The sequence below is a fragment of the Terriglobia bacterium genome (genome assembly GCA_020073185.1).
Classification (GTDB): domain Bacteria; phylum Acidobacteriota; class Terriglobia; order Terriglobales; family Acidobacteriaceae; genus JAIQGF01.
The window spans coordinates 1-24,972 of record JAIQFT010000063.1; the positions used below are offsets into that span (position 1 = coordinate 1).

Annotated in this window: 22 protein-coding genes; 14 read left to right on the forward strand and 8 right to left on the reverse strand. The window is 62.0% G+C overall.

Annotated elements, in window-relative coordinates; all coding sequences use genetic code 11:
• Positions 1–160: 160 nt before the first annotated feature.
• The 7 genes from clpX to LAN64_17700 all read right to left on the reverse strand — a co-directional run bounded on the left by clpX (position 161) and on the right by LAN64_17700 (position 6,712).
• Positions 161–1,438, reverse strand: coding sequence for an ATP-dependent Clp protease ATP-binding subunit ClpX (gene clpX / locus LAN64_17670; protein ID MBZ5569659.1), 1,278 nt, complete (start codon positions 1,436–1,438; stop codon positions 161–163).
• A gap of 168 nt (positions 1,439–1,606) precedes the next feature.
• The gene (gene clpP, locus LAN64_17675) at positions 1,607–2,194 is read right to left on the reverse strand and encodes an ATP-dependent Clp endopeptidase proteolytic subunit ClpP (GenBank protein ID MBZ5569660.1); all 588 of its coding nucleotides are present in this window, start codon (positions 2,192–2,194) and stop codon (positions 1,607–1,609) included.
• A 56-nt stretch (positions 2,195–2,250) separates the two neighbouring features.
• Positions 2,251–2,817 carry a hypothetical protein gene (locus tag LAN64_17680; protein ID MBZ5569661.1) on the reverse strand — a complete coding sequence of 189 codons (567 nt, stop codon included), beginning with the start codon at positions 2,815–2,817 and terminating at the stop codon, positions 2,251–2,253.
• Positions 2,808–3,473 (reverse strand): hypothetical protein, encoded by a 666-nt coding sequence (locus tag LAN64_17685; protein ID MBZ5569662.1) that lies wholly within the window; start codon positions 3,471–3,473, stop codon positions 2,808–2,810. Before LAN64_17685 ends, LAN64_17680 begins: the two co-directional genes overlap by 10 nt.
• A 178-nt stretch (positions 3,474–3,651) precedes the next feature.
• Positions 3,652–3,936: a hypothetical protein gene (locus LAN64_17690; GenBank protein ID MBZ5569663.1), complete on the reverse strand. Its 285-nt coding sequence runs from the start codon at positions 3,934–3,936 to the stop codon at positions 3,652–3,654.
• A 48-nt stretch (positions 3,937–3,984) separates the two neighbouring features.
• Positions 3,985–4,380 carry a response regulator gene (locus LAN64_17695; GenBank protein MBZ5569664.1) on the reverse strand — a complete coding sequence of 132 codons (396 nt, stop codon included), beginning with the start codon at positions 4,378–4,380 and terminating at the stop codon, positions 3,985–3,987.
• Between the two features lie 304 nt (positions 4,381–4,684).
• Complete coding sequence (locus tag LAN64_17700; protein MBZ5569665.1) at positions 4,685–6,712, reverse strand: prolyl oligopeptidase family serine peptidase; 2,028 nt, start codon at positions 6,710–6,712, stop codon at positions 4,685–4,687.
• 309 nt (positions 6,713–7,021) lie between these two features.
• Here LAN64_17700 and LAN64_17705 point away from each other — a divergent pair, with 309 nt between their 5' ends.
• A complete protein-coding gene (locus LAN64_17705) occupies positions 7,022–7,510 on the forward strand; it encodes a VOC family protein (GenBank protein MBZ5569666.1) in 489 nt (162 codons plus the stop codon).
• A gap of 103 nt (positions 7,511–7,613) precedes the next feature.
• Here LAN64_17705 and LAN64_17710 read toward each other — a convergent pair whose 3' ends face one another.
• A complete protein-coding gene (locus LAN64_17710) occupies positions 7,614–10,172 on the reverse strand; it encodes a SpoIIE family protein phosphatase (GenBank protein MBZ5569667.1) in 2,559 nt (852 codons plus the stop codon).
• Between the two features lie 95 nt (positions 10,173–10,267).
• Between LAN64_17710 and LAN64_17715 the strand changes: the two genes are divergently transcribed.
• The 13 genes from LAN64_17715 (at position 10,268) to LAN64_17775 (ending at position 24,926) form a co-directional block, all read left to right on the forward strand.
• Complete coding sequence (locus LAN64_17715) at positions 10,268–10,660, forward strand: nitroreductase family deazaflavin-dependent oxidoreductase (GenBank protein ID MBZ5569668.1); 393 nt, start codon at positions 10,268–10,270, stop codon at positions 10,658–10,660.
• A 68-nt stretch (positions 10,661–10,728) separates the two neighbouring features.
• On the forward strand, positions 10,729–13,281 hold the full coding sequence (locus LAN64_17720; GenBank protein MBZ5569669.1) for a protein kinase: 2,553 nt from the start codon (positions 10,729–10,731) through the stop codon (positions 13,279–13,281).
• A gap of 220 nt (positions 13,282–13,501) precedes the next feature.
• Entirely contained in the window at positions 13,502–15,868 is a 2,367-nt protein-coding gene (gene lon, locus LAN64_17725; protein MBZ5569670.1) for an endopeptidase La, read from the forward strand.
• A 71-nt stretch (positions 15,869–15,939) separates the two neighbouring features.
• Positions 15,940–16,542 carry a ribosome biogenesis GTP-binding protein YihA/YsxC gene (gene yihA, locus LAN64_17730; protein MBZ5569671.1) on the forward strand — a complete coding sequence of 201 codons (603 nt, stop codon included), beginning with the start codon at positions 15,940–15,942 and terminating at the stop codon, positions 16,540–16,542.
• A 268-nt stretch (positions 16,543–16,810) separates the two neighbouring features.
• Complete coding sequence (locus tag LAN64_17735) at positions 16,811–17,113, forward strand: c-type cytochrome (GenBank protein MBZ5569672.1); 303 nt, start codon at positions 16,811–16,813, stop codon at positions 17,111–17,113.
• A 337-nt stretch (positions 17,114–17,450) separates the two neighbouring features.
• Positions 17,451–18,212: a 4Fe-4S dicluster domain-containing protein gene (locus LAN64_17740; protein MBZ5569673.1), complete on the forward strand. Its 762-nt coding sequence runs from the start codon at positions 17,451–17,453 to the stop codon at positions 18,210–18,212.
• Positions 18,209–19,393, forward strand: coding sequence for a Ni/Fe-hydrogenase cytochrome b subunit (gene hybB / locus LAN64_17745; protein MBZ5569674.1), 1,185 nt, complete (start codon positions 18,209–18,211; stop codon positions 19,391–19,393). Before LAN64_17740 ends, hybB begins: the two co-directional genes overlap by 4 nt.
• A complete protein-coding gene (locus LAN64_17750) occupies positions 19,383–21,146 on the forward strand; it encodes a HAMP domain-containing protein (GenBank protein MBZ5569675.1) in 1,764 nt (587 codons plus the stop codon). The genes hybB and LAN64_17750 overlap by 11 nt, the downstream gene beginning before the upstream one ends.
• Positions 21,147–21,150: 4 nt before the next feature.
• Positions 21,151–22,524, forward strand: a complete 1,374-nt coding sequence (locus LAN64_17755; GenBank protein MBZ5569676.1) for a sigma-54 dependent transcriptional regulator — start codon at positions 21,151–21,153, stop codon at positions 22,522–22,524.
• Complete coding sequence (locus LAN64_17760) at positions 22,521–23,084, forward strand: archaemetzincin family Zn-dependent metalloprotease (protein MBZ5569677.1); 564 nt, start codon at positions 22,521–22,523, stop codon at positions 23,082–23,084. Before LAN64_17755 ends, LAN64_17760 begins: the two co-directional genes overlap by 4 nt.
• Positions 23,085–23,289: 205 nt before the next feature.
• The gene (locus LAN64_17765) at positions 23,290–23,490 is read left to right on the forward strand and encodes a hypothetical protein (protein MBZ5569678.1); all 201 of its coding nucleotides are present in this window, start codon (positions 23,290–23,292) and stop codon (positions 23,488–23,490) included.
• Between the two features lie 216 nt (positions 23,491–23,706).
• Positions 23,707–24,495, forward strand: a complete 789-nt coding sequence (locus tag LAN64_17770; protein MBZ5569679.1) for a class I SAM-dependent methyltransferase — start codon at positions 23,707–23,709, stop codon at positions 24,493–24,495.
• 128 nt (positions 24,496–24,623) lie between these two features.
• Positions 24,624–24,926 (forward strand): XcyI family restriction endonuclease, encoded by a 303-nt coding sequence (locus LAN64_17775; protein ID MBZ5569680.1) that lies wholly within the window; start codon positions 24,624–24,626, stop codon positions 24,924–24,926.
• The last annotated feature ends 46 nt before the right edge of the window (positions 24,927–24,972 follow it).

The following is a 24,972-nucleotide window of genomic DNA, read 5'->3' on the forward strand; positions in this document are numbered from 1 at the left end:
GCGCTCGGCCAAGGCCCGTACCTTGGAAGCTCTGGAGTCTGCCGTCGCCGAAGCCTTGGCGGCGGTAACGGCGGAGAACGCCTCCGCCTGGTTCGCCCATTGCAGTTATGGTCTACAGTAACTACGAAAATGGTCTAGACTAATCGCCAATTGCTAATCGCTATCCCGCCTTCTCCATCAGAGCGATTGCCAGGTCGTGCTTGTCGACCATCTCGCGCGTGACTTCGAAATCCTTGATCCGCTTCTGGCTCGGCAGGTGATACATGAGGTCGAGCATCAGCTCTTCCAGGATCATGCGCAACCCGCGCGCTCCCACCTTGCGGTTCAGCGCCTCGCGCGCGATAGCGTGGAGTGCGTCGTCGGTGAACTTCAGGCGCACGTTCTCAAACTCGAACAGCCGCTGGTACTGCTTGCTGATGGCGTTGCGCGGCCGCGTCAGAATCTCCACCAGCGCGCCCTCGTCCAAATCGTCCAGGATGCCAACCACCGGCATGCGTCCGACGAATTCCGGGATCAGCCCGAACTTGATGAGGTCCTGCGGCTGGGACTGCTGCAGCAACGCGGTGTCGCGACGTTGCGGCGTCGCCAGCGCATCGGCCTGCTGCTGCCCGGCCTTGAACCCCAGGCTCTTCTTGCCCACGCGACGGGACACGACTTTCTCCAGCCCGACGAACGCCCCGCCGCAGATGAACAGGATGTTGGTAGTGTCCACCGGCGTGAATTCCTGGTGCGGATGTTTCCGTCCGCCCTGCGGCGGCACATTGGCGATCGTTCCTTCCAGGATTTTCAGCAGCGCCTGCTGCACGCCTTCGCCGCTCACGTCGCGCGTGATGGACGGGTTCTCGTCCTTGCGCCCGATCTTGTCCACCTCGTCGATGTAGATAATGCCAGTCTGCGCGCGGCCCACGTCTCCGTCGGCCGACTGCAGCAGCTTCAGGATGATGTTCTCCACGTCCTCGCCGACGTAGCCCGCTTCGGTCAGCGTGGTGGCGTCCACGATGGCGAAGGGCACGTCGAGCATGCGCGCCAGCGTTTGCGCCAGCAGCGTCTTGCCGGTTCCCGTCGGCCCAATCAGCAGGATGTTCGATTTCGCCAGCTCCACCTCGCTGTTGCGCTGCCGGTTCATGTGGATACGCTTGTAATGGTTGTACACCGCCACCGCGAGCTTTTTCTTGGTCTGCTCCTGACCGATCACGTACTGGTCGAGGAACGCCTTCACCTCGGCGGGTTTGGGCAGGTGGTCCGGCGCCGCCGCCGTATGCGCCTCGCTGCGGTCGTCTTCCAGAATGGAGTTGCACACCGCGACGCACTCGTCGCAGATGTAGGCCCGCGGGTAATCGCTGGGCGAGGAAATCAGCTTCGCGACTGCATCCTGGGATTTATGACAGAACGAGCAGCGTAGCGTGTCCTCCGTGCCTGAACGTGGTTTCACCGGCATGCTCCTTGAACTGGCTCCGAAACCACCCCCATCTTACCGCGATTTCGAAACACGCCGTTGCCCGGTCGGCCGGTGGGAGGCGCCGTCCCTGGGACCATTGTGCACCCGTTCGGTACACATCGTCTTGTGACGATAGTCACATAGTCATGTGCCGAATGGCCTACCCCTTCAGCGCGGCCGGTAGATGATGTCATCGATGATGCCGTACTCCTTGCCCTGCTCAGCATTCATGATGAAGTCGCGCTCCACGTCCTTTTCCACCTTCTCCAACATCTGACCGGTGTGCTTGGCCATGATCTGGTTCAGCAGTTCCCGCATGCGCAGGATCTCGCGGGCGTGGATGTCGATGTCGGTCGCCTGCCCGCTGAGCCCACCCATGATGTGCGGCTGGTGGATCAGGATGCGCGAGTTGGGCAGCGCGAACCGCTTCTTGGCCGCCCCCGCCGCCAGCAGCACTGCCGCCATCGACGCCGCCTGCCCGATGCAGATCGTCATCACGTCCGGCTTGATGTACTGCATCGTGTCGTAGATCGCCATCCCCGAGGTGATCGACCCGCCCGGCGAGTTGATGTAGAGCTGGATGTCCTTCTCCGGGTCCTCCGCCGCCAAGAACAGCAACTGCGCGATCACCAGATTGGCGACGTTGTCGTCAATCGGCGTCCCGATAAAAATGATGTTGTCGCGCAGCAACCTCGAGTAAATGTCGTAGGCGCGCTCGCCGCGGCCGGTCTGCTCGATGACCATGGGAACTAGCATGAATATTGCTCCTTCGAGTGGGACACAGTCGTGTTGATGTCCCAAGTAGGTGGCGGTTACGCGGGCCTGCGATATAGAAAATCGAGGGCTTTGTCGTTGCGCAGTCGGTTCCGGATTCTATCCAGCGCGCCCTCACGCGTCAAACGCGCCCGGACTGCCTCCGCCGACTGTTTTGTCTGCGACGCCAGCGCCTGCACTTCTTTCTCGATCTCCTCGTCGCTGATCTCGATCTTCTCCGCATCGGCGATCTTGTCCAGTAGCAGCGACGCCTTCACCTCGCGCTCGGCCGCCTCCTTCTGCCCGGCGCGCAGGCGGTTGAAATCCATTTTCTTCATGTCCTCGGAGCGCATGCCCTGCGCCGCCAGCGCCCGCAGCCCCCGCTCCAGTCGGATGTCAATCTGCCGATCGACCAAAGCCTCGGGCACCGGGAAGTCGTGCCGCTTCACCAGTTCGTCGAGGATCTTTTCCTTCCCTTCGCGCTCGGCGGCGTGCTGCTTTTCGTGCTCCAGGCCCTCGCGGATCTTCTGCTTCAGTTCGTCCAGGCTCTTGAAATCGCCGAGCTCCTTGGCAAAGTCGTCGTTCAGCTCCGGCAGGTGTTTCTGCTTGATCGCTTTCACCGCCATCGCATACTCAAACGTGTTGCCGGCCAGCCGCTGGTCGGAAAAATCCGCCGGATACGAGACCTCGAACGTCCGCTGCTCGCCCGGCTTCGCGCCGCGCAGGTTGTCGGAGAACCCGTCTTCGGCCCGCTGGCGGAAGTTTTGGGCAAGCCCTCCAGCGACACCTGCGCGTAATCGCCGTTTTCGATCGCTCGGTCCTCGATCGCGGTGTACGTCGCCTGTTGCTCGCGCAGCCGGTTGAGCGACTCTTCGATCTCCTGCTCCGTCACCGCCACATCCGGCTTCTCGACCTGCAGCTCTTGATAGCCGGAGACCTCGATTTCCGGGAGCACCTCGAACGATGCCTTGAAGCGCAGCGGCCCGCCCTCCTCGATGTGCAAGTCCGTGACCCGCGGCTGCGACACCGGCACCAGCTTCTGCTTCTCCGCCTCCCGGTGGAAGTACTTCGGGACCAGCGCGTCCACAACCTCGCTCTTGATCTCCTCGGTGAAGCGCTGCCGGATGACGGTGGACGGTACCTTTCCGCGGCGGAATCCCGGCAGGCGCGCCATCTTCTGCATCTTCTGTATGACGTTTTCGGTTTCGCGGGTGACGATCTCGGCCGGAATCTCGACCTGGACCTCGCGGCGGGTGGCGGTATTGGTCTCGGCTGGGCTCAATCGATGTGCCGTCCCTGCACAGAATTCAGTAGTTGAAAATACGACAACCTACTGAATATAAGGCGGGGAAAGCAGGCGGTCAAACGAGCCAAGTGGCTCAACCTTCGGCAGAATGGAAATGGGCGTTCGTGACTATCCGATTCCGATGTCAGTTCGCCTGCGCTGCAATGCGTTGCGGTTAGCCCGCTGTTTGATTGCAGGTCGGCGTCAACTCGCGGATCAGGCGCTTTTCTTCAGCATCGTAATCCCTGGTAACCACGTCGACCCAGTGGGTAGGGCCAAGCCGCACAATGCAGAGGTTGTCACCGTTCAAGTGCGCCAACAGCCGTTCCCGGATGTCCCCCTTACCAACGTAGATCCACTCACCAATTTTCATCAGGCCATAGCAGCCCATACGGTTCGGGTTGAGCGATTGCACATTCGTCGTCGTGAACGCCCTAGGAGTCTGCGGTGGGAATGGCATCGCCGCCTCCTTCTCGACGGGCCGTGAGAGGGCTGTATCTGCCGGTCATCACGCTCGTACTCTCTGCTTGTTTGCTTCTCCGGTCGCGGCAGGGCGCGTTACTCGTTCGATCGCCTGCACCAGTCCGGCCAGCGGTTCGCTTTTCATCACGTATTCATCCACCAACCAAAGAACCCGCTCCGGCAATTCGGAGTACGCCGACAGCAGGATTATTGGCTGGTTTGGAAACCGTTGTTTGATGTGCAAAGCAACCGCTTCTGCGTCGATGCCTTCTGATTTGTACTCGATTAGAACGGCGGCAACCGCAACGTCTTCCAACATCCTTATCGCTTTGTTTCCGTCCGTAGCGACCTCAACGGAATAGCCGAGGGGTTCGAGAGTCGCTTTGCGAAACTCCAACAGTTGTGGGCGGTCGTCAACACACAACAGAACGCGGGAGAGCATGGCTGACCTCCTTTGCTCTCCAGTACGTTTGGACATCCGCGCCGAGCCAGTCCCTGCAACCGAATGGCACATGCCCGTATTGAGGTTATCCCGACGTTGTGGGAAAAGTCTGTGATGCGTCGTGGTTTTAAAATTTCACCTTACCCCAAAATGGGCTGTCCGCCTGGTATCGCGCCTCGCTGTTGCGCTTCGGCAATCCTCGCCTGTATTAACGTGTCCTAGATTGGAACACGTGTGGGGCTCTCGCGAGTATCGGCAAGAGTCCCATGACGAAAACTGCTCCAGCGCATCTTCGGCGTCGGCCTCACTTCCCTGCCGCTTTCGCCGCCCCCTCGCCGAGCAGGAAATTCCGCACGAACATGATGGTCGCGTAGAACTGGAACTGCTGGTTCTTCTTCTTGGCGAAGCCGTGGCCCTCGTCGTTGGCAACCAGGAACCAGACGGGCGCGCCGTTGCGTCGGATCTTCTCCACCATCTGCACCGACTCGGTGTAGGGCACCCGCGGGTCGTTCTTGCCGACCACGGCGAACAGCGGCTTGGTGATGTTTCCGGCATTGGTGAACGCGGCGATTTTCGTCATGTAGTCGCGAATCTTGGGATCGCGCTCGTCGCCGTATTCGACGCGGCGCAGGTCGCGGCGGTAGGACTCGGTATGCTCGAGGAAGGTCACCAGGCTGGTGATGCCCACCACCGGCAGCGAGCAGCAGATGCGGTCGTTGTAGAAGGTGGCTACCGCGTATGTCATCAGGCCGCCGTAGCTGCCGCCGGTGATCATGACGCGGCTGCTGTCCAGGTCCGGCTGCTGCGCGATCCAGTCCAGCAAGGCGTTGATGTCCTTGAAGCTGTGGTCGCGATTCATGCCGTTGTCGAACTTGAGGAAGGTCTTGCCGTAGCCGCTGGAACCGCGCACGTTGGGAAAGATCATGGCCACGCCCAGCTCGTTGATGTAGTAGTTGTTGTTGCCGATGAAGCCGGGACGCGACTGGCCCTCCGGCCCGCCGTGAATGTTGACCATGACCGGGCGCTTGCCGGTGAAGCGAGCCGGCGGACGATAGAGGAACCCGGAAATTTCGCGGCCGTCGAAGCTGCGCCACTGGATCAACTGCGGCTCGGAGAAATTCTGCGTGTTCAGGCCGCCGGTTTCGCTGTAGGTCCAGCGGGTGATCAGGGTGGCGGTCTCGCCGGGCCAGTTAGTGAGCTGCATCGGCTGCGATTGCGTATCCAGGGAATAAACGTCGGAGGGCGAGCGGGCCGAGGACATAGTGAATGCCAGATCGTGGCCATTCTTGTGCCAGCGCACGCCATTGATCACGCCTAGTGGGAGCTTCGAAACTAGCTTCGCCTTGCGCGTGCCAGTGTCCATCAGGTGGAGCACGCTGGCGCCGTTTTCATTGGACACGAAGGCGAGCGTGCGGCCATCTTCGCTGAGCTCGAGATTGCCGATGTCCCAGGGAATGTCGGCGGTCAGGTAGGTGTGTTGCAGGGAGGCGAGGTCAACATAGGCGAGGCGGTGGAACTCGGAATCCTTGTCGGTGGTGACGTAGAGGCCGCGGCCATCCTTGCTGAACGCGCCGTCGCCGTAGAAGACCTTTTCGGCGCCGCCTTTGGGCGTGAGCAGCTTTTTCTGCCCGGCGGCAACATCCACCAGCCAGAGATAGCTCTCGTTGGCGGAGATATCCTCTAGCAGCAGGAGTTGCTTGTCGTCGAAGGACCATGCGACCGGCTGCCATCCCCCACCCTGAAGTTGCAGCAGCATGTGGTCGGATTTCGGGTCACGCGGATTCATGATCCACACGTCGGTGTCCCGGTTGGTGCGTCGGGTGGAGGTGTACACCAGACGGTCGCCAGCGTGGGAAAAGACCGGGCCCAGGTTGCGTGACTTGCCGTCGGTCAGCAGGGTGATGTCGCCGGAGGCCATGTCGTAACGGTAAATCTGGAACCATTCGCCGCCGCCGACGTCTTTCAGAAAGATAAAATAGTCGCCCTTGGCCGGCTCGAAGCGGGCGCCGAAAACGCGGTCGGGAAAGAAGGTGAGCTGCGTGCGCGCGCCGGCCGGCATTCCGAGCACGTGCACCTGGTTGGTGTCGCCGAAGCGGGTGAGGACCAGCAATTCGCGGCGCGCGGGGTGCCAGTCGGCGACGCTGGCGCTGCGCACTTCGGTGTAGCGGCCGGCCTGCTCGGCGATGGAAGCGGGAATCGGCGGAATGCCCTCGGCCACCAGGTTGTCGGCGGGCTTGATGATGGATTGCGGCGGCGCAGGTGCGGATTGCGCGTAAGCGAGCGCGGTGAAGAGCAGGACAACGAAAAATACTCTTGCGCGATAGAGCTTCATGGTCGCCTCAAGGAAACGTGCAAGTTTAGGGCGAGCGGAGCGCCGGTGCAAGCCGCACACGATGGGCGAAGGCGTGGGAAGATGGGCGGCCGCGCGATTCGTCCCAAAATAGTTGAACCGTTCGCTTGCACTGTGCTAATTTTGCGCCGCACCTCGCGAGTCCCGACCGACAGTCAACCAGGGGCTCTACCTGCGATTCTCCTCGCAAGATCGCGGACGGAGGAAATGCGAGCACCACGTCAGTGTGTGCCCGGTTCCGCCTCCGCAATGGGTGATGGCACCCGCCACACTGACGAAGAGGAGACAAGGATGAATCCAACTATGCTGTTTCGTATGCTGTGGTGTGCCACGCTGGTCGGCGCTATTGTGGCCGCCGCGCAGTCCAACCCCAACCAACCCCATCGCGAGGTGAATGCCATGTGGAAGAGAGCCGTACCCAACATCATCGTCGGCGACGTCGCGCGCAGCCAGCAGTTCTACCGCGACGTGCTGGAGTTCGAAACCGCGCAGACCGTGCCGCCCGGCACGGGCCCGTTCATCTTCGTGGACATGAAGCGCGGCGGAGTCGAGGTGTATCTGAACGCGCGCCCGGCGGAAGGGCCGCTGGCAAAAGGTCCGCTTGGCGGCGGGATTTCACTCTACGTCGAGGTGGAGGGCGTGGACGATCTGGCGAAGAAGATCGAGGCGCGCGGAGTGAAACTCGCCATCGCGCTCCACACCGAGTTCTACGGGATGCGCGAGTTCGCCATCAACGATCCCGATGGCTACATGCTGATTTTCGCCGAAAGGGTGAAGTGAACGAGAAGCGGTTGTTAGTTGTTAGCTGCTAGCTCTGAGTTCGGGTGCAAGGATCACGAAGCACACGGCGTTCAGCGTTGCGTTTCGAGCCTTGCGCCCGAGTTCAAAATACTCGCGTGACCACCAGCGTGAGATCGTCGGCTTGCTCGCCGATGCTGAAACCTTGCACGTCGGCGATAACCGCGTCCATCAGTTCGCGGGCGGAGCGGCTGCGGTTGGCCTCCAGCGTGCGCAGCAAGCGGCCCTCGCCGTACTCCTCATCGCCGGCGCCGACCGACTCGGTGACGCCGTCGGTGTAAATCGCCAGGACATCGCCGGGAAACAGGCGGCGCTGTCCCACCTCGCAATCCCACTGTTCGAAGAGGCCGAGCACAGTGGCGGTCCCCTCCAGGCGCTCCGCTTCGCCGCTGGCGCGCAGCAGCATGGGCGCGTTGTGCCCGCAGTTGACGTAGCGCAGGGTGCGCGTCTCCTCGTCGTAAACGGCGAAGAAGGCGGTCGCGTAGTGCTGGGTTTCGGTGTTCTTGTAGAAGAGGTGGTTCACGGAGCGCAGCAGGCGGGGGATGTCTTCGAGGGCGAGCGCGTACTGGCTGCGCAGGTTGGCCTGCAGGTTCGCCATCAGCAGCGCGGCGGAAATGCCTTTGCCGGAAATATCGGCGAGCACCAGCCCGAGGCGGCCGGCGCCAAGATCGAGAAAGTCGTAGTAGTCGCCGCCGACGGCGCGCGTCTGGATGCAATTGCCGGCACAATCGAGTGTCGCCAGCGCGGGCGCCTGCTGCGGCAAAAGCTTGGCCTGGACCTGGCGCGCGATTTCCATTTCCTGGGCGGCACGGCGCTCGGCCTCCATCCGCTCCGCCATCTTCTCGGCCATGGCGATGCTGCGCATGGCGATGCCGGCCTGCGTCGCCACCGAGGCGAGCAGACGCTTGTCGCTGCTGGAATATGGTTCCTCGGAAAGCCTGGGGCCGAGAACCGCCAGCCCTTGCAGATCGCCGGCAGCGGAGCCGCGGATGGGCACCAGACATTCGGCGCGCGGCACCCCCAGCGAATCGGCGCCGGGCGTGTCCGGTTCAAGATCGATCGGTTGCGTGCTGTCGTCGGACGACGCCAGGTGCGCAATCTCCGGCGCGATCTCGCGGGCGGCGGCACCCGCGTGCGCGACCATGCGGCGATCGGGCATCTGCAGGTACACGGCGAGCGACTGCGGATGGAGCGCGTCGCGCATGTGGCGCTCGAGCAATGCGGCCAGGTCCTGGCGATTGGTGACCGCCAGGGTACGGACAGCAAGCTCTTCGAGGATCTGCTGCGCGTCGTAGGCGTTGCGGAAAAAAGCATGATCGAGGCGCTTGCGGACGCGGCGATGGACCTCGGTGCCGGCGGAGATCAGCAGCACGCCGAAAGTCGCGCCGACGGGGATGGCAGCCTTCGCGCCGCCAGCAAAGCGCGCGGAAAAGGCATTGGCCAGCAGGATGGTCGCTGTCACCGCGAATGCGACCAGCAGCACGACGAAACCGCGCTCGACCACCAGGTAACGCGCGCTGCGTTTCAACAGCACGGGGATATCGAGCACGCGGTGCTTGACGACAGCGTAGACAAAAGAGAGGGGAAACAGGAACAACACCAGCGTGTACGCCAAGTTCAACCAAAATGGAGGCTGCCAGCGGGCGAAGTCCTGTGCGCTTCTGACGATCAGCGCGGGCGCGATGCCCACCACCGCCCCCCACAGCAGGACGCGTATCTTGCGCCGGACTTCCGGGCTGGGTTCTGAGCGGGCGGTGGCGGCCAGCGCAATCAAGCCCAGAACAACGGATGCGTACAGATAAACCAGGCGGGCGCTGTTGGCGCCCCGTTCTCCCAGCAGGTTGGCAATGAAGGCCGGGACGCGCGGGTCACCGTAGCGCACCCCCTCGATGCCAATCACGACCGCGGGAACGAGCAATGCCCATTTCAACCAGGGTAAACGGCGATCAATCGGCGACCGCGCCGGAAATACGGCAAAAAACAGGTAGAACATGGCGCCGATCAAGGCGTCGAAGATGGCTCGGTACGCGTACATGTAGCTGCGCAGCAGCGCCGGGATGCTTACCATGTCGGGCACGCTCGGCGCCCCCACAAAAGCGCTGAACAACAGCGCCAGCAGCCAGGCGTTGCGGTCCTCCAGACGCATGAACAGCACGGGCAGGAAGACCACCAGGAAGAAAACCGGGAACGAGGAGGTAATCTGGTCCAGCCAGGAAACCAGGCGCAGGTAGCTGGTGGGTCGGGAACCTACGCGTGCCCGAAAGGTGCCGTGCAGCACACGCGGACGCGGTTCGCCGGGGCGTTGAACGGTCAATTCAACCGTATCGCCGGGCCGCGACGCCAGCCAGACTGCCGTCTCCGGTTCGCGCGAAGCTGACAGGCTGCTGCCATTGACCGCCACAATGCAATCGTTCGGCTTCAGGCCGGCGCTCTCGGCGGGGCTTCCGGGCACAACCGAGGTAATCAGGTCACAGCCGGGATCGCGACGGTAATCATTCTCAAAGCCCAACTCGACGGACGCTTGCGGCGGCGCCTGGCGCATGTAGTACATCCAGGCGGCACTGTAGAGCACCGATGCCGCGGCAAACACGATAGCGGCCGCCAGCAGCCATGCCCTGCGAGTTGTACCAGTACGGGTTTCCATGCAGGCCCGGCGCGCACCACAGGGTAGTTTAGATGAGGCGAAGCGAGGCCGCATTGACTATTACAATGTGGACAACAAAAGGAAAGGAGTCTTTCGTGGCGAGCGCGCTGGCAGATCGGTTGCAGAAGATCGCCGGCCGGCAGACGTTGCGGCTCACCCATTACGGCCGCAAAACCGGCCAGCCTTACCAGGTCACGATATGGTTCATCGTTGATGGCGAAAAGATCTGGCTCGCCACCGCCAACCGGAATCGGAACTGGGTGAAGAACGTGCAGAAGACGCCGCTGGTGATCTTGAAGGTCGGCAGCGAGACCTTCGAAGGCAAGGCGCGATTCCTGTCCGATCCCGCCGAGCGCGGCCGCGTGCTGGCCATGGTGCGGCGAAAATACTGGATGTTCCTGCCGTTCATGGCGCTGGGCGCACTGCTCTACGCGCTGCGCATCATGCCTAACAACACGGGCGCGTTGGAAGTCAGGATAACGGGCTGAACCGCAGCGATCCCTTGTACTTCCCGCCACGGCTCGATTCCGTCTACAATCCGCTCTCACGGGACACGATGGGCTTACCTTCCGGCACAAAACTGGGACCGTATGAAATCAGCGGCACGCTTGGAGCAGGCGGCATGGGCGAGGTGTATCGCGCGCGCGACCCGCGTCTGGGGCGTGAGGTTGCGATCAAGGTCCTGCCGAGCGCTGTTGCCGATGATCCCGTCCGCATGAGCCGCTTCGAGCAGGAAGCGCGCGCGGTGGCGGCGCTGAACCATCCCAACATTCTCGCGGTGTACGACATCGGTGAGCAGGGCGGCACGAAGTACATGGTCACCGAACTGCTCGAAGGCCAGACCCTGCGCGGCGTCATGCAACGCGGCGCGCTGCCGCAGCGGCAGGCGATCGAGTACGCCATCCAGATTGCCAACGGGCTGGCGGCGGCGCACGACAAGGGCATCGTGCATCGCGACCTCAAGCCGGAAAACATTTTTGTCGGCAGGGACGAGCGGGTGAAGATCCTGGACTTTGGCTTGGCCAAGCAGAAGCCCGCCGCTTCTGCCGCGGTGGACTCTGTCACGGTTTCCGCTTCGCTGACGCAGCCCGGCACAGTGCTAGGCACCGCCGGCTACATGTCGCCGGAGCAAGTGCGCGGCCAGGAGGTGGACGCGCGCGCCGACATCTTCAACGCCGGCGCGGTTTTGTACGAGATGCTGGCCGGCCGGCGCGCCTTCCCCGGCGAGACGGCTGTCGAGGTAATGCACGCGGTCCTGAACGCCGAGGCGCCGGAATTGCCGCCGCTGGTTTCGCGATCCGTCGAGCGCGTGGTGCGGCGCTGCATAGAGAAAAACCCGCAGCAGCGCTTCCAGTCAGCCAAGGACCTCGGTTTTGCGCTGGAGGCGGTGAGTGGCAGCGACAGCCAGCCGATGGCGCCCGTCGGGCCCGACAAGTCATGGAAGCGTTACTTGAGTATTATTGCGGTACTAATTGTATTTGCAGCAGTTGTTTCTATCGTCGATTCGCGTCTTGCACCCGGTACGGTGGCCACGTTCCAACAGATCACCTACCGCCGCGGCACGATTTTCGGGGCGCGCTTCGCGCCCGATGGCAAGACGGTCGTCTACGGCGCGGCATGGGAAACCGACCCTCTGCAGATACAAACCAGCCAGATCGGCAGCCCGGAATTCCGAGCGCTGGGACTTCCGCCCGGAGCATTGAGTGCGGTCTCCAGTACCGGCAGGATCGCCATGGTGGTGAACTGCAGCAAGCTGTTGTTTGCGTTTTGCGAAGGCACTCTGGCCGAAGTCCCGATGGCCGGCGGCGCACCACGCGAACTGCTGGAGAACGTCAGGTTCGCCGATTGGTCGAGCGACGGAACGAAGCTCGCGGTTGTGGTTAACGACCGCGCGGGCAAGTTCCGTCTCGAGTACCCCGCCGGACACGTGCTGTACAGCACGGCAGGGATGATCGGCTACCCCCGGATCGCGCCTGACGGCAAGCGTGTCGCGATCGTGGACTACAACAACCAGAGCAGCGATTTCGGCGGAATCGCGGTGGTGGACGAGGGCGGCACGATCAAGCGCCTTACGCCGGTATACGCCAGCGTGGAAGGTCTGGCGTGGTCGCCATCGGGGAATGAAATCTGGTACGGGGCCTCCACCACCGCAACGGGGTGGTCAACGGCGCTGTACGCGGTCAGCCTCCGCGGGCGGGTGCGAAAAGTATCGGAATTCGGGACCACCATACGGCTGCACGACATCGCCGCCGATGGGCGGGTCCTACTTTCGACCGAGGACTGGACCAGCCACTTGGCCGGAGTGTTCGCCGGCGATGCGGTGGAACATCCTTATGCCTGGCTCGACGGTACCGACCCCAACGACCTCTCGCCGGATGGGCGTTCGTTCTTGTTTACCGAAACCGGCTCGGCCTCATTCAACGTTTACTTGCGGCGAACCGATGGTTCGCCGGCGGCGCGCCTGGGATCCGGCTGGGCGGTATCGCTCTCGCCGGACGGGAAATGGGCATTGGCGGAAGCGCTGGACGGCAGCCTGACTTTGCTCCCCACAGGCGCGGGGCAGCCGGTGGAAATTCCGAAAGGCGATTTCGTGGCCACGCAGCCGGTGGCAAACAGCTGGTGGTCGGCGAACGGCGGCATCTTCGCGTTCGTGGGCGTCAAGCCCGGGGGGGACCTTAAGGTTTATTTGCAGAGCCCCCGGGGTAACGCTTTGCGGGCGGTCACGCCGGCGCTTGCGGACCGGCAGTTTGCCATCACCGCCGGCGGCGATCGCACTGCTGCGATCCCTGCAGCGGCAGACAAGATCCATCTTTTTGAAGCCACCGGCAAAGATCTGGGTGAGCTGCGCGGAGCCGAGAAAGGAGAGCTGCCGGTGCGCTTCGCCGGCGGCGGCAGGCTGCTGGTGGCGCGCCGTGGACAGTGGCCGTTGGCCGTGTACCTGGTGGATGTGACGACGGGAAAACGATCGCTGTGGAAGCAGCTTGCGCCGTCGGACCGCACCGGGCTGGCGCCGGATTTTTCGCTCGTCGTCACCCCGGACCTGAAGTACTACGCCTATTCGTACATGCCGTCCATCTCGCAACTGTACGTGGTCAGCGGACTTAAATGAGGGCGCTCACCACCCATACCCGGTGGATGCAACCGGCGACGGAACTAAATCCACGGAGAACTCTTCTCAGCAACCGGTGTAACCGTCCGACCGTTTATAATGAAAATCTATCGCGCTTTAGGGCTGGCGAGTAGGTGTCGGTGTTTTTGAGCGCGGGAACTAAGACGAGGCGGACCAGGTGAACCAGACCAAGGAAAAGTTCGAGACGCGCAAGCTGCCCATGATGCCCATACGGGACGTCGTGATCTTCCCCTTCATGATGACCCCGTTCGTTGTCGGACGAGAATCCAGCGTGCGCGCCCTGGAAGAGGCGCTGGCGGCGGACAAGAAGATCTTTCTGGCGACGCAGCATGACGCCAGCGTGGACGAGCCCAAGCCCAACGAGCTCTACCAGGTGGGCACGGTGGTCAACATCGTGCAGTCACTCAAGCTACCCGACGGCAACATCAAGGTGCTGGTCGAGGGGCTGGAGCGCGGCAAGATTCTGCAGGTCGCCGATGCGGTCGGCTATCTCGAGGCCACCATCCGCACCGCCAAGTACGCGATCGAGCCCTCACCCACGCTGGAAACTGCGATGCAGCGGGTCACCACTTTGTTTGAACAGTACGTCAAGCTCTGCCAGTCGCTGAACTACGAGACCATGATCGCCGCCGTGCGCATGGAGGATCCGGCCAAGCTGACCGACACCATCGCGGCCAACCTGCAGCTTTCCATTGAAGAGAAGCAGGAACTGCTGGAGATTTTCGATCCCGCCGAGCGCCTGACGCGGATTGCCGACGTGCTGGAGATCGAAATCGAGAAGCTCAACATGGACCGCACCATCCAGTCGCGGGTGAAGCGGCAGATGGAACGCGCGCAGAAAGAGTACTACCTCAACGAAAAGATCAAGGCCATCCAGAAAGAGCTGGGCCGCGGTGAGAAGAGCGAGTGGGACGAGCTCAAGAAGAAGATCGACGCCGCCGGCATGCCCAAGGACGTGCACGACAAGGCGATGCAGGAGCTGAAGAAGCTGGAGGCCATGCCGCCGATGTCGGCCGAGTCCACGGTCTCGCGCAATTACCTGGATTGGTTGCTGGCGGTGCCGTGGAAGAAGCGGTCCAAGGAAATCCGCAACATCGAGCGCGCGGAAAAGGTTTTGAACGAAGATCATTATGGGCTGGAGAAAATCAAGGAGCGCATCCTGGAGTTTCTCGCCGTGCGCCAGTTGGTGAAAAACCCCAAGGGCTCGATCCTGTGCTTCGTCGGGCCGCCGGGAGTGGGCAAGACTTCGCTGGGCATGTCCATTGCCAAGGCCACGGGGCGCAAGTTCGTCCGCATGTCGCTGGGCGGAGTGCGCGACGAGGCCGAAATCAGGGGCCATCGCCGCACCTACATCGGCGCCCTGCCGGGACAGATTATCCAGATGATGAAGAAGGCCGGGACCAAGAACCCGGTGGTCATGCTGGATGAAGTCGAGAAGATGTCCATGGACTTCCGCGGCGACCCCTCGGCCGCCCTGCTCGAAGTCCTCGACCCGGAACAGAATTACATGTTCGTAGACCACTACCTCGACGTGGAATACGACCTGTCGCAGGTGTTCTTCATCGCCACCGCCAACGTGCTGCACACCGTTCCGCCGGCGCTGCTGGACCGCATGGAAGTGCTTCGCCTGCACGGCTACACGGAGGACGAAAAGATCGAGATCGCCAAGCAGTTTCTGGTGCGCAAGCAGCGCGGCCAGGCCGGCTTGACCGACCAGGCCTGCATTTTCACCGACGACGCCATCACCACAATGATCCGCAGCTACACGCGCGAGGCGGGCGTCCGCAACTTGGAGCGCGAGATCGGTAACGTCTGTCGCAAGGTCGCGCGCCGGGTAGTCAAGGACAAGAATTTCACCATCACCGTCAGTGGCGACAACGTGGGCGAGTACCTCGGTGTTACCAAGTTCCGCGATACGCTGGCGCACGAACGCAGCGAGGTTGGGCTGGTCACCGGCTTGGCGTGGACCGAGGTCGGCGGATCAATCCTAGCGACCGAGGCCACCGTGGTGGACGGCAAAGGCAAGCTGCTGCTCACCGGCAAGCTGGGCGATGTGATGCAGGAGTCGGGGCAGGCGGCGATGAGCTACGTGCGCTCGCGCTCGCACCATTTGGGGCTTCCGCGGGACTTCTATCGCAACATCGATATCCACGTGCACGTGCCCGAAGGCGCGATCCCGAAAGATGGCCCGTCAGCCGGGATCACCATCGCCACCGCCATTGCCAGTGCGCTGAGCCGAATCTCGGTGCGGCGCGACATCGCCATGACCGGCGAGATCACGCTGCGCGGCAAGGTGCTGGCTATCGGTGGGTTGAAGGAAAAACTGCTGGCCGCACACCGTGTTGGGATCATGGAAGCCATTCTGCCCAAGGACAATGAGAAAGACCTGCCCGACATCCCAGAAAACCTGCGCAATGTGATGAAGCTGCACTTTGTGGACACCATGGACGACGTGCTACGCATCGCGCTGGAAAAGCCATTGCCCAAGGTCGAGGAAGAGGCCGAGGACGCTGCCACGCTGCCGTTGCCCACGGCTACGGGCGACCAGCCGGCAGCGCACCAATAGGCCCTCGTCCGCTGTAAATGGCACCCAAAGTCGCTACTTGCACTGGCCACCAGAAACTGGAAACTGTCGCGATGAAGGTGAACGCCAAATTCCTGCGCTCTGCGGCCGATGCAGCACACTTCCCGCCTCTCGGCCCGCCGGAGATCGCATTCCTGGGGCGTTCCAACGTCGGGAAGTCCAGCCTGATTAATTCCCTGCTCGGCGAAAAAATGGCGCACACCAGCTCCACCCCGGGGCGCACCCGCACCATCAATTTTTTTGAAGTGCGCCGGCCGGGCAAGCCGCATGCCGAGTGGGTGTTCGCAGATCTCCCGGGCTATGGCTATGCCAAGCTGCCGCGCGAGCAGACCGCCGAGTGGCCCAAGTTCATCGAACCCTACCTGAAAACACGCGAGGCGCTGGCACTGTGCGTTGTGCTGGTGGACGCCAACGTGCCGACACAGCACAGCGATAAGCAACTGGTGGAATGGCTGCAGCATGTCGGCCGGCCTCATGTCATCGTGGCCACCAAGGCGGACCGGCAGTCAGGCAACACCCTCACCCGTGCTCTGCAGCGGCTGCACAACGACTTCCAGGGGGGGCGCATTACCCCGTTTTCCGCGCGCACCAGTGTCGGACGGGATGAATTGTGGAAGCAGATCATTGCCAGCTGTGAAGACAATCGGCAGATCTGATCGGCTGACCGGCTGACCGCGCCGCTGAATTCCGCAACACAAAGGCAGCGACTGCACAAAACCTCATCGCCTCCACCGTCCGTTGAATACCGCTACAATCGCTTTGCTTTCTTACGTCCGGCATCTAGAGTGTTGAAGAACTCAACACATATCACGCTCACCTGTGAGCGGGGTCACAGTCTGGCCACTTGGTAAGGGCTGAAAATTTCATCTGTAAAGGACAGCGATCCTGAATGTTGTGAGACCGACTCCAAGGAGACTGGCAATAATGAAGACGTACAAACTGACGATTCTGGTGCTGGCGATCGCCATCGTGCTGTTCATCGCCCTGCCGAACCTGTCGTGGGCGGCGGAAGACGGCGCGGCGCTGTACAAGGCGAAGTGTGCGATGTGCCATGGACCGGATGCGGCCGGTAAGCCCGCCATGAAGGCCCCGGCGGTGAAGGGCAAGACGGCGGCCGACGTGACCAAAGCGATGGCGAAGGAGAACCCCAAGCACGCTGCGGCGAAGAAGTCCCTCAATGAAGCGCAGACCAAGGCCATTGGCGATTACCTGGCAACCTTGAAGTAGAAGCAAAGGACCCAGCGGCGAACCTGCTGCGCATGGATGGCCGGTAACCACCCGGCAGAACCGAAGGTGGCGTGAAAAGTTCAGCCGCATCACGGCTGACCCGCAACCCCGAGGTTGCGGCCGCGACAAAAGGGCCCGAGCCAGAGGCGAGGGGCCAGTTGCCAAACCTGGTCCCCCGTTCTGCAATCATCCGAACGTTCGTTCCACAATCACCCTTCCCGCGGTTTTACATTCACTCCCACATTCATTCCTCCGATTTCGCCGCCAAGGCGGGGCTCATCCTCCGCGTCAGCCGGCGAACCCGCTCCAGCATGTCGATCCTTTCCCGGAGAATTTCATGAGCAAGGCACTTTTATATGACGCCACGTTGTGCATCGGCTGCAAGCAGTGCGAGCAGGCGTGCGCCGATAAAAACAAGCTTCCCTATGACGACAAAGTGGCCGCCGAGACGCGGCAGTCGGAGCATAAGTTCACCGTCGTGCTCGCCAAGGACGATAAGTTCATGCGCCGCCTGTGCATGAACTGCAACGATCCCGCGTGCGCCTCGGTGTGCCCGGTGGCGGCGCTGCGCAAGACCTCCGCCGGCCCCGTGATCTACGAGGCCAGCCGCTGCATGGGCTGCCGCTACTGCATGCTGGCGTGCCCCTTCGGTGTTCCCCGTTACGAGTGGAACAGCGTCAACCCCAAGGTACAGAAGTGCACCATGTGCTCCGACCGCGTGTTGTCCGGCCAGCAGACGGCATGCGCCGAAGCTTGTCCTACCGGCGCTACCAAGTTCGGCGAGCGTGGCGAATTGCTGGCCGAAGCGCGCCAGCGCCTGCGCGACAACCCGGGCAAGTACGTGGACCACATCTACGGCGAAAACGAAGTAGGCGGCACCAGCGTGCTGCTGCTTTCCAGCGTTTCCTTCGAGGAGTTCGGCTATCGCACCGATTTCCCGACCGACCCGCTGCCCAACCGGACTTTTGCCGTGCAGTCCCGCATTCCCGACTTCGTTCCCCTCTGGGGCTCGATGCTGGGCGGGATCTGGTGGATCACGCATCGCCGCGAGGAAGTCGCCAAAGCGGAAGGCGGAGAGAAGAAAGGGGGCACGAAATGAAAATGCCGAGCATTAAGTGGTTCAGCTTCTGGAAGCTGGTGCTATATTTCGTGCTGGCCGCCGGCGCGTACGCCACGGTGTACCGCTTCGTCCTCGGCCTCGGGCCCTCGACCAATCTGACCGACCAGTTCCCCTGGGGCATCTGGGTCGGCTTCGACGTGCTCTGCGGCGTGATGCTGGCTGCCGGCGGCTTCACCCTCACCGGCGCGGTGCACATCTTCAACATCAAGCGGCTGCACCCGATCGTGCGCCCGACCGTGCTCACCGCCTTTCTGGGCTACATGCTGGTTTCGGTCGCCCTGTTGGTGGATCTGGGCCGCCCCTACAACATCTGGCACCCGCTCATCATGTGGAACCCGCACTCGGTCATGTTCGAGGTAGGCTGGTGTGTGATGTGCTACACCACCGTGCTGGCGCTGGAGTTTTCGCCGATCGTGCTGGAGCGCTTCAATCTGCAGAAGCCGCTCAAGTACATCCGCAAGGCATTGATCCCCATCGTCATTGCGGGCGTGATTTTCTCCACCCTGCACCAGTCCTCGCTGGGCTCGGTGTACCTGATCGTGCCCACCAAGCTGCACCCGTTCTGGTACACGCCGCTGCTGCCGGCCTTCTTCTTCCTGTCGGCGATCGCGGTCGGGCTGGCGATGACGATCTTCGAATCCTCCATGAGCGCCAAACATTTCGGGCGTCAACTGGAGCTTCACATTCTGAAGGACCTGGGCCGCGCGCTGATGGTGGTGCTGATCGTCTACTCGGTGCTGCGGGTGGAGGACCTCATCCACCGCGGCGTGCTCAAGCAGGTGCTGGTCGCCGGCTACGAGCGCAATCTCTTCCTGCTGGAAATCGCGCTGGCGTTGGTGATCCCGATCGTCCTGCTGTCGTTCCGCAAGGTTCGCGAAACGCCGGGCGGCCTGTACCTGGCGTCGGTGATCACGCTGCTCGGCTTTGTGACCAACCGCCTGAACGTGGCGGTCACCGGCATGGAGGCATCCGCCGGAGTGCGCTACGTCCCAAGGTGGACGGAGGTGGCGGTGACGGCGGCGATGGTCGGCGCCGGATTCGCCATCTTCGGCATGGCCGCCAAGTACCTGCCAATTTTCCCGGAGGAGCCTGCAGCGGAACCGGACCCGGCCGCACAAAAGGCGGCTGCGCCGGTGGTGGTGATGCAGAATGCCGACTGAAGACGGTCGACGACCGACGACGGACTCTCGACTCGGGTGGGACCCGAAGTCTGGGTCCCCGCCTGATTCCCCGGACCCGGATGCGGAGTGGAAACGCCATGGCCGCAGCCTGAGTGCCAAACTCATCGCCCTGATTTTTGCGGCGATGGTGGTCATCTTTGCGCTGCTCGGCTACGCCAACATCCGCCTCCATCGCCAGCACCTGGAGGCGGCCACGCTCACCAGCGCCGAGCGGGTGAGCGACGTGATCAGGCGCAGCACTTCGTATTACATGTTGCGCAACGATCGCGAGGCCCTCTACCAGACCATCACGACCATGGCACGCGAGCCTGGGATCGTGAAAATCCGCATCTTCGACAAGGAGGGGAAGATCGGGTTCTCCACCAATCCCAGCGAGGTCAATCACTCGGTCGATAAGCGCGCGGAAGCCTGCTACGCCTGCCACGCGCAGGCGCAGCCGCTCGCCAAGCTGAACCGTCCCGACCGTTTCCGCATTTATCGCGCCAACGGCTCGGGACGCGTGCTGGGCATCATCAACCCCATTGAGAACGAGCCCGCGTGCTCCAACGCTGCCTGCCATGCGCATCCGCCGAGCCAGAAAATTCTCGGCGTGCTCGATGCCAACCTCTCGCTTGCCAAGGCCGACGCCAGCCTCGCCGAAAGCACGCGCATGATGCTGGTTTACACGGTGCTGGCGGTGATCCTGATCTCGGTGCTGACGGGGGTGTTCGTGCTACGGCTCGTGCATCGTCCGGTGCAGATCCTGAAACGCGGCACGGAAGAGTTAGCGCGCGGCGACCTCGGCTACCAGATCGCCGTTGAGTCCTCCGACGAACTCGGAGACCTCGCGCATTCCTTCAACATCATGAGCCTGCAGCTGCGCGCCGCCAACGAGGAGATCACCTCCTGGGCGCGTACCCTGGAGACGCGCGTCGAGGACAAGACCAACGAGCTGAAGCGCGCCCACGAGCACGTCGTACAGGTGGAAAAGATGGCGTCCATCGGCAAGATGGCCGCGGTGGTGGCGCACGAAATCAACAACCCGCTCTCCGGCATCCTGACCTACGCCAAGCTGCTCAAGAAATGGGTGCAGAAGGTCGAGGGTAACGAGCAGAAGCGCACCGAGATCCGCGAGTGCCTCGACTTGGTCGAATCGGAAAGCAAGCGCTGCGGCGACCTGGTCAAAAACCTGCTCATGTTTTCCCGCACCGCGCCGATGAACCTGGAGTGGGCCGACGTCAACCAACTGGTGGACCGCAGTATCCGCCTGGTCCAGCACCAGCTCGACCTCGGTAACGTGCAGTTGCAGCTCGAATTGGCGCAGGACCTGCCCACCCTGCATTGCGATCCGAACCAGGTGGAGCAGGTGTTGCTGGCGCTGGTCATGAACGCCATCGACGCCATGCCCCGCGGCGGCATCCTCATGGTGCGCACTCGTTCCCTGCCCCAGAGCCGGCAAATCGAGGTCCAGGTACGCGACGACGGCGTCGGCATTCCGCCCGACCTGCTGCCGCGCTTGTTCGAGCCCTTTCTCACTACCAAGGAAACCGGCAAGGGAGTGGGCCTTGGGCTGGCAATCAGCAAGACCATTGTCGAGCGCCACGGCGGGGTCATCGAGGTGGAATCGCAGCCGGGGCGCGGTACGACCTTTTACATTTTCTTGCCGGTGGATGCGGTTGGCGGCCAGACCACGCCCAGCGAGGCTGGCACGGCGCAAGAGGCGGGCCATTCGGATCCGTCGCTGAAGAGGTGACATTTTGGAAGCAAGCAAGGGCAAACTGCTGATCGTGGACGACGAGTTCAGCGTGCGCGACTCGCTGGGCAAATGGTTCCGCGAGGAAGGCTACGACATCGGCGCCGCCGAGGGCGCGCAGGACGCGCTTGCCCTCATGGCCGAAAGCCGTTGGGACCTGGCGCTGGTGGACATCAAGATGCGCGGTACCGACGGCATCGAGTTGCAGCGCCGTCTGCGGGAAATTGACCCTGAGCTGATCGTCATCATTATGACCGGCTACGCCTCGGTGGAGACGGCGGTAGCGGCGCTGAAGAATGGCGCCTACGACTACGTCACCAAACCGCTCGATCCCGACGACATCGCCCACACGGTGCAGAAAGCGCTTTCCCATCGCAAGGTGCAGCAGGAAAACGTGCGCCTGCGCGAGACCGTCGCCGAAGTGCAGCGCCCGCCGGACCTGGTCGGGCAAGGCAGTGCGATGCAGAAGGTGTTTGACGCCATCGAGACCGTCGCGCCCACCGATGCCACCGTGCTCATCACCGGCGAAAGCGGGACCGGGAAAGAAATCGTCGCGCGAGCGATTCACGGCGGCAGCCCGCGCAAGTTTCAGCCCATGGTCGCCATTCACTGCGGCGCCTTGACCGAAAGCCTGCTGGAAAGCGAACTCTTCGGCCACGAAAAGGGCGCCTTCACCGGCGCGCAATACCGCAAGAAGGGCAAGTTCGAAATCGCCGAGGGCGGCACCGTGTTTCTCGATGAGATCGGCGACATCAGCCTCAAGACCCAGACCGACCTGCTGCGCGTATTGCAGGAGCGCGAGATCGTGCGCGTTGGCGGCAACCAGCCCATCAAGGTGGACTTTCGCTGCATCGCGGCGACCAATAAAAACCTGGAGCAGTTGATCGAGGAGGGCGCCTTCCGCCCCGACCTTTTCTATCGCCTCAATGTTTTCCGCATCGAACTGCCGCCGCTGCGCAACCGCAAGGAAGACATACCGCTGCTGGTGGAACATTTCGTACACAAGTTCTCGCAGGCCATGAACAAGCGCATCACGCGCGTCGCGCCCTCCGCCATGTACCAGCTCCAGCAGTACGCCTGGCCGGGCAACGTGCGCGAACTGGAAAACGCCGTCGAGCGCGCCATGGTGGTGGCGCAGGAGCCGGAACTGCGCGAGCAGGACTTCATTCTCAAGCCGCGTACCGCCAACGGCGCCGAGGGCAAGACGCTGGAGGACATCGAGAAGGCGCACATCCTGCACGTGCTCCAGGAGTGCGGCGGCAACCAGACGCGCACCGCCGAGGTTTTGGACATTGATCGCGTCACCCTGCACAACAAGCTCAAGAAATATGGCTGGAGCAGGAACGGGTTGGCGGCCACGGCCGGCGCGGAAAAATGAAGCTGCTGCAGTTGCTGCCGATCGGGGATATCGATCTGCGCGCGCTCGAGCAGGTCGGGCCCCGGATCGCGCAGCAGTTCCATGTCGCCTGGGACATCCTGCAGCCCGGACTCGATCCCCAGTTCGCCTACCACGCCGAGCGCCAGCAATATCATTCCACCGAACTGCTCGCCCGCATGCACGGATTCCTTGGCGCGGAGTGCTGGCGCCTGCTGGGCGTAACCGGCCACGATCTCTATATTCCGATTCTCACCTTTGTTTTCGGCGAAGCGCAGATGGGCGGCCCGGCGGCCGTCGTCTCCACCCATCGTTTGCAGCAGGAGTTTTACGGCCTGCCTGCGGATGAACATTTATCGCGCCAGCGCCTGATGAAAGAAGCCGTGCACGAACTCGGACACACCCTTGACCTGCGCCATTGCGATGACTACCGCTGCGCCATGGCCGCCTCGCACGCCGTGGAGTGGATTGACCTGAAAGAAAATGGCATGTGCCCGGGATGCAGCGACCGCATGGCGCCGCTGCTGCCGGTAGAAAAGAAGACAAGGTTCCGGTTTTTCTAAAAGCCTCCGTCAAAACAGTTTCAGTTTCAGTAACCACCGGGAGTTGGTGGTGACGGGCGGGTAGTCCGTAGCCGGTAGTCCGTAGTCCGGTGTTGGGGCGAACCAATGTGGCGTCTGCTTCGATTGGATTGTCCTCGGCGGCACAGGACTGGATTGTCAAGGTGGGCGCGGATGGCTGTTCAGTGTCTTCTTCGGGGCATTGCAATTGTTCGAGCATCGCCTTCAGCATGGATTTCTGGTCAGCGAGGTCGTCGGTTTTGGTGAGGTCCTGAGTTTCCTGGTGCAGGCGATTGAGGTTGGAGGCGGCGATCTGCAGGGCGTGGAGCTTAAGGGCGGCACGAGGGCGTGGTCGTCGAGCGCCCGCGTGACCTGGAAGAGGCCGAGTTGGAGGAGGCGGACGGCGTAGTCGGGGCGCATGGCGTGGGCGGCCTCGTGGAAGACGCAGTACTTGCGGGCGCGGCGGGCAGGAGCGGCATGGTCCCAATTCTAAGCATAGCAAGTTGGAGGGGGTGAACCCGCCACATACCAAATTGGAATTCGACCCAAAATACGGTTACTCAGGGCATTACGCGAGCTGATTATATTCGCTTTTTCTTCGTGTCTTGCGGTACGATCAGACTCGATGGAACGAGAAATCCACAGTACAGCACCACTTTTTCAAAGAATTCACAGTGTGGGGATAGCCATCAAGAGTGTACAAGAGGGCATGCAGGGTCAGATGGACACTGTGTTTCAAGCCCCGCGCGCAGAGAAGCCGATCGAGGGCAAGACACAAGAGCACCCGCGCTACGATCCCTTGCCATCTGTTTGGTACGGCGAAGATGCAGAGCTTCTCGAACGCTTGCTGCAATTTTATCCCCGTGGTACACCAAAACAGATTCTGGACGCCACTGTAAACGGCGGTCGGTTTTGGAGAGGCAGCACGCGGCCAGTCTTCGGCATTGATATTGACCCGCGCCACAAGCCGGATTTGGTGGCGGACAACACCAAGATGCCGTTCGGGGATGGCGCTTTCGACGTCGTGGTCTATGACCCACCGCACATTCCGAATCAGGGCAAGGACAACAAAAAGGATTTCAATACGCGGTTCGGCTTAGTGGTGCGCTCGTCGAAAGAAAACCATTACACGTTTACACACACATTCCCGCCATTCCTGCGCGAAGCCTACCGTGTGCTGAAGGACGAAGGCGTGCTGTTTTGCAAGATAACCGATTACGTGCACCATCACCGCTATCAGTGGGCGCACCTTGAGCTAATCAACGCGGCGCGCGAGGTTGGTTTCCTGCCGTGCGATTGCATCGTAAAAATTCGCAAAGGGCCGATCATCGACCCAAAATGGAAGACTGCCCACCACAGCAGGCGGCAGCACTGCTATTGGCTGATATTCCGTAGGTCCATGAAATGTGAGTAGCGCGGCAGCCTGTGACTGCGAAGGCAAAGCATACGAAAGTTCGTGAAGTCGTCGCGCTGAATCCGCCCGGCCCCGCGCGGCAAGTGCAGTTTTATCAGTTGCTGCTTGGCGCGCGTAAGCGGTGGTTCATGGACGCGCTAACGGATGCGCTTGGCCAACTAGAGCAGACCGTAGTTAAGGAACAAATTGGAAAGTGCGTACCGCCGGGGGCGCAAAAGGCGCTTGCGGCGGCAGGACTGCGCGACGAATTCCTGTTTCCGGTTCCCGCCGTGCTTGAAGCGAAGCCGTCGCTTGTTGGCTACTATCGGCTCCTGCTCGGCGTGCCGCAGAAAAGTTTTTACGGCTCTGCGCAGGAATCTGAAAAACTCGTGGATTTACTGGATTCCAGAGTAGCGGTTTGGCGGTACGCTCGGCGGGATGAGCGACAGTGAGTGGACGAAGATTCTGGGGTGGCCGGGTTACCGCGTCTATCGAAGC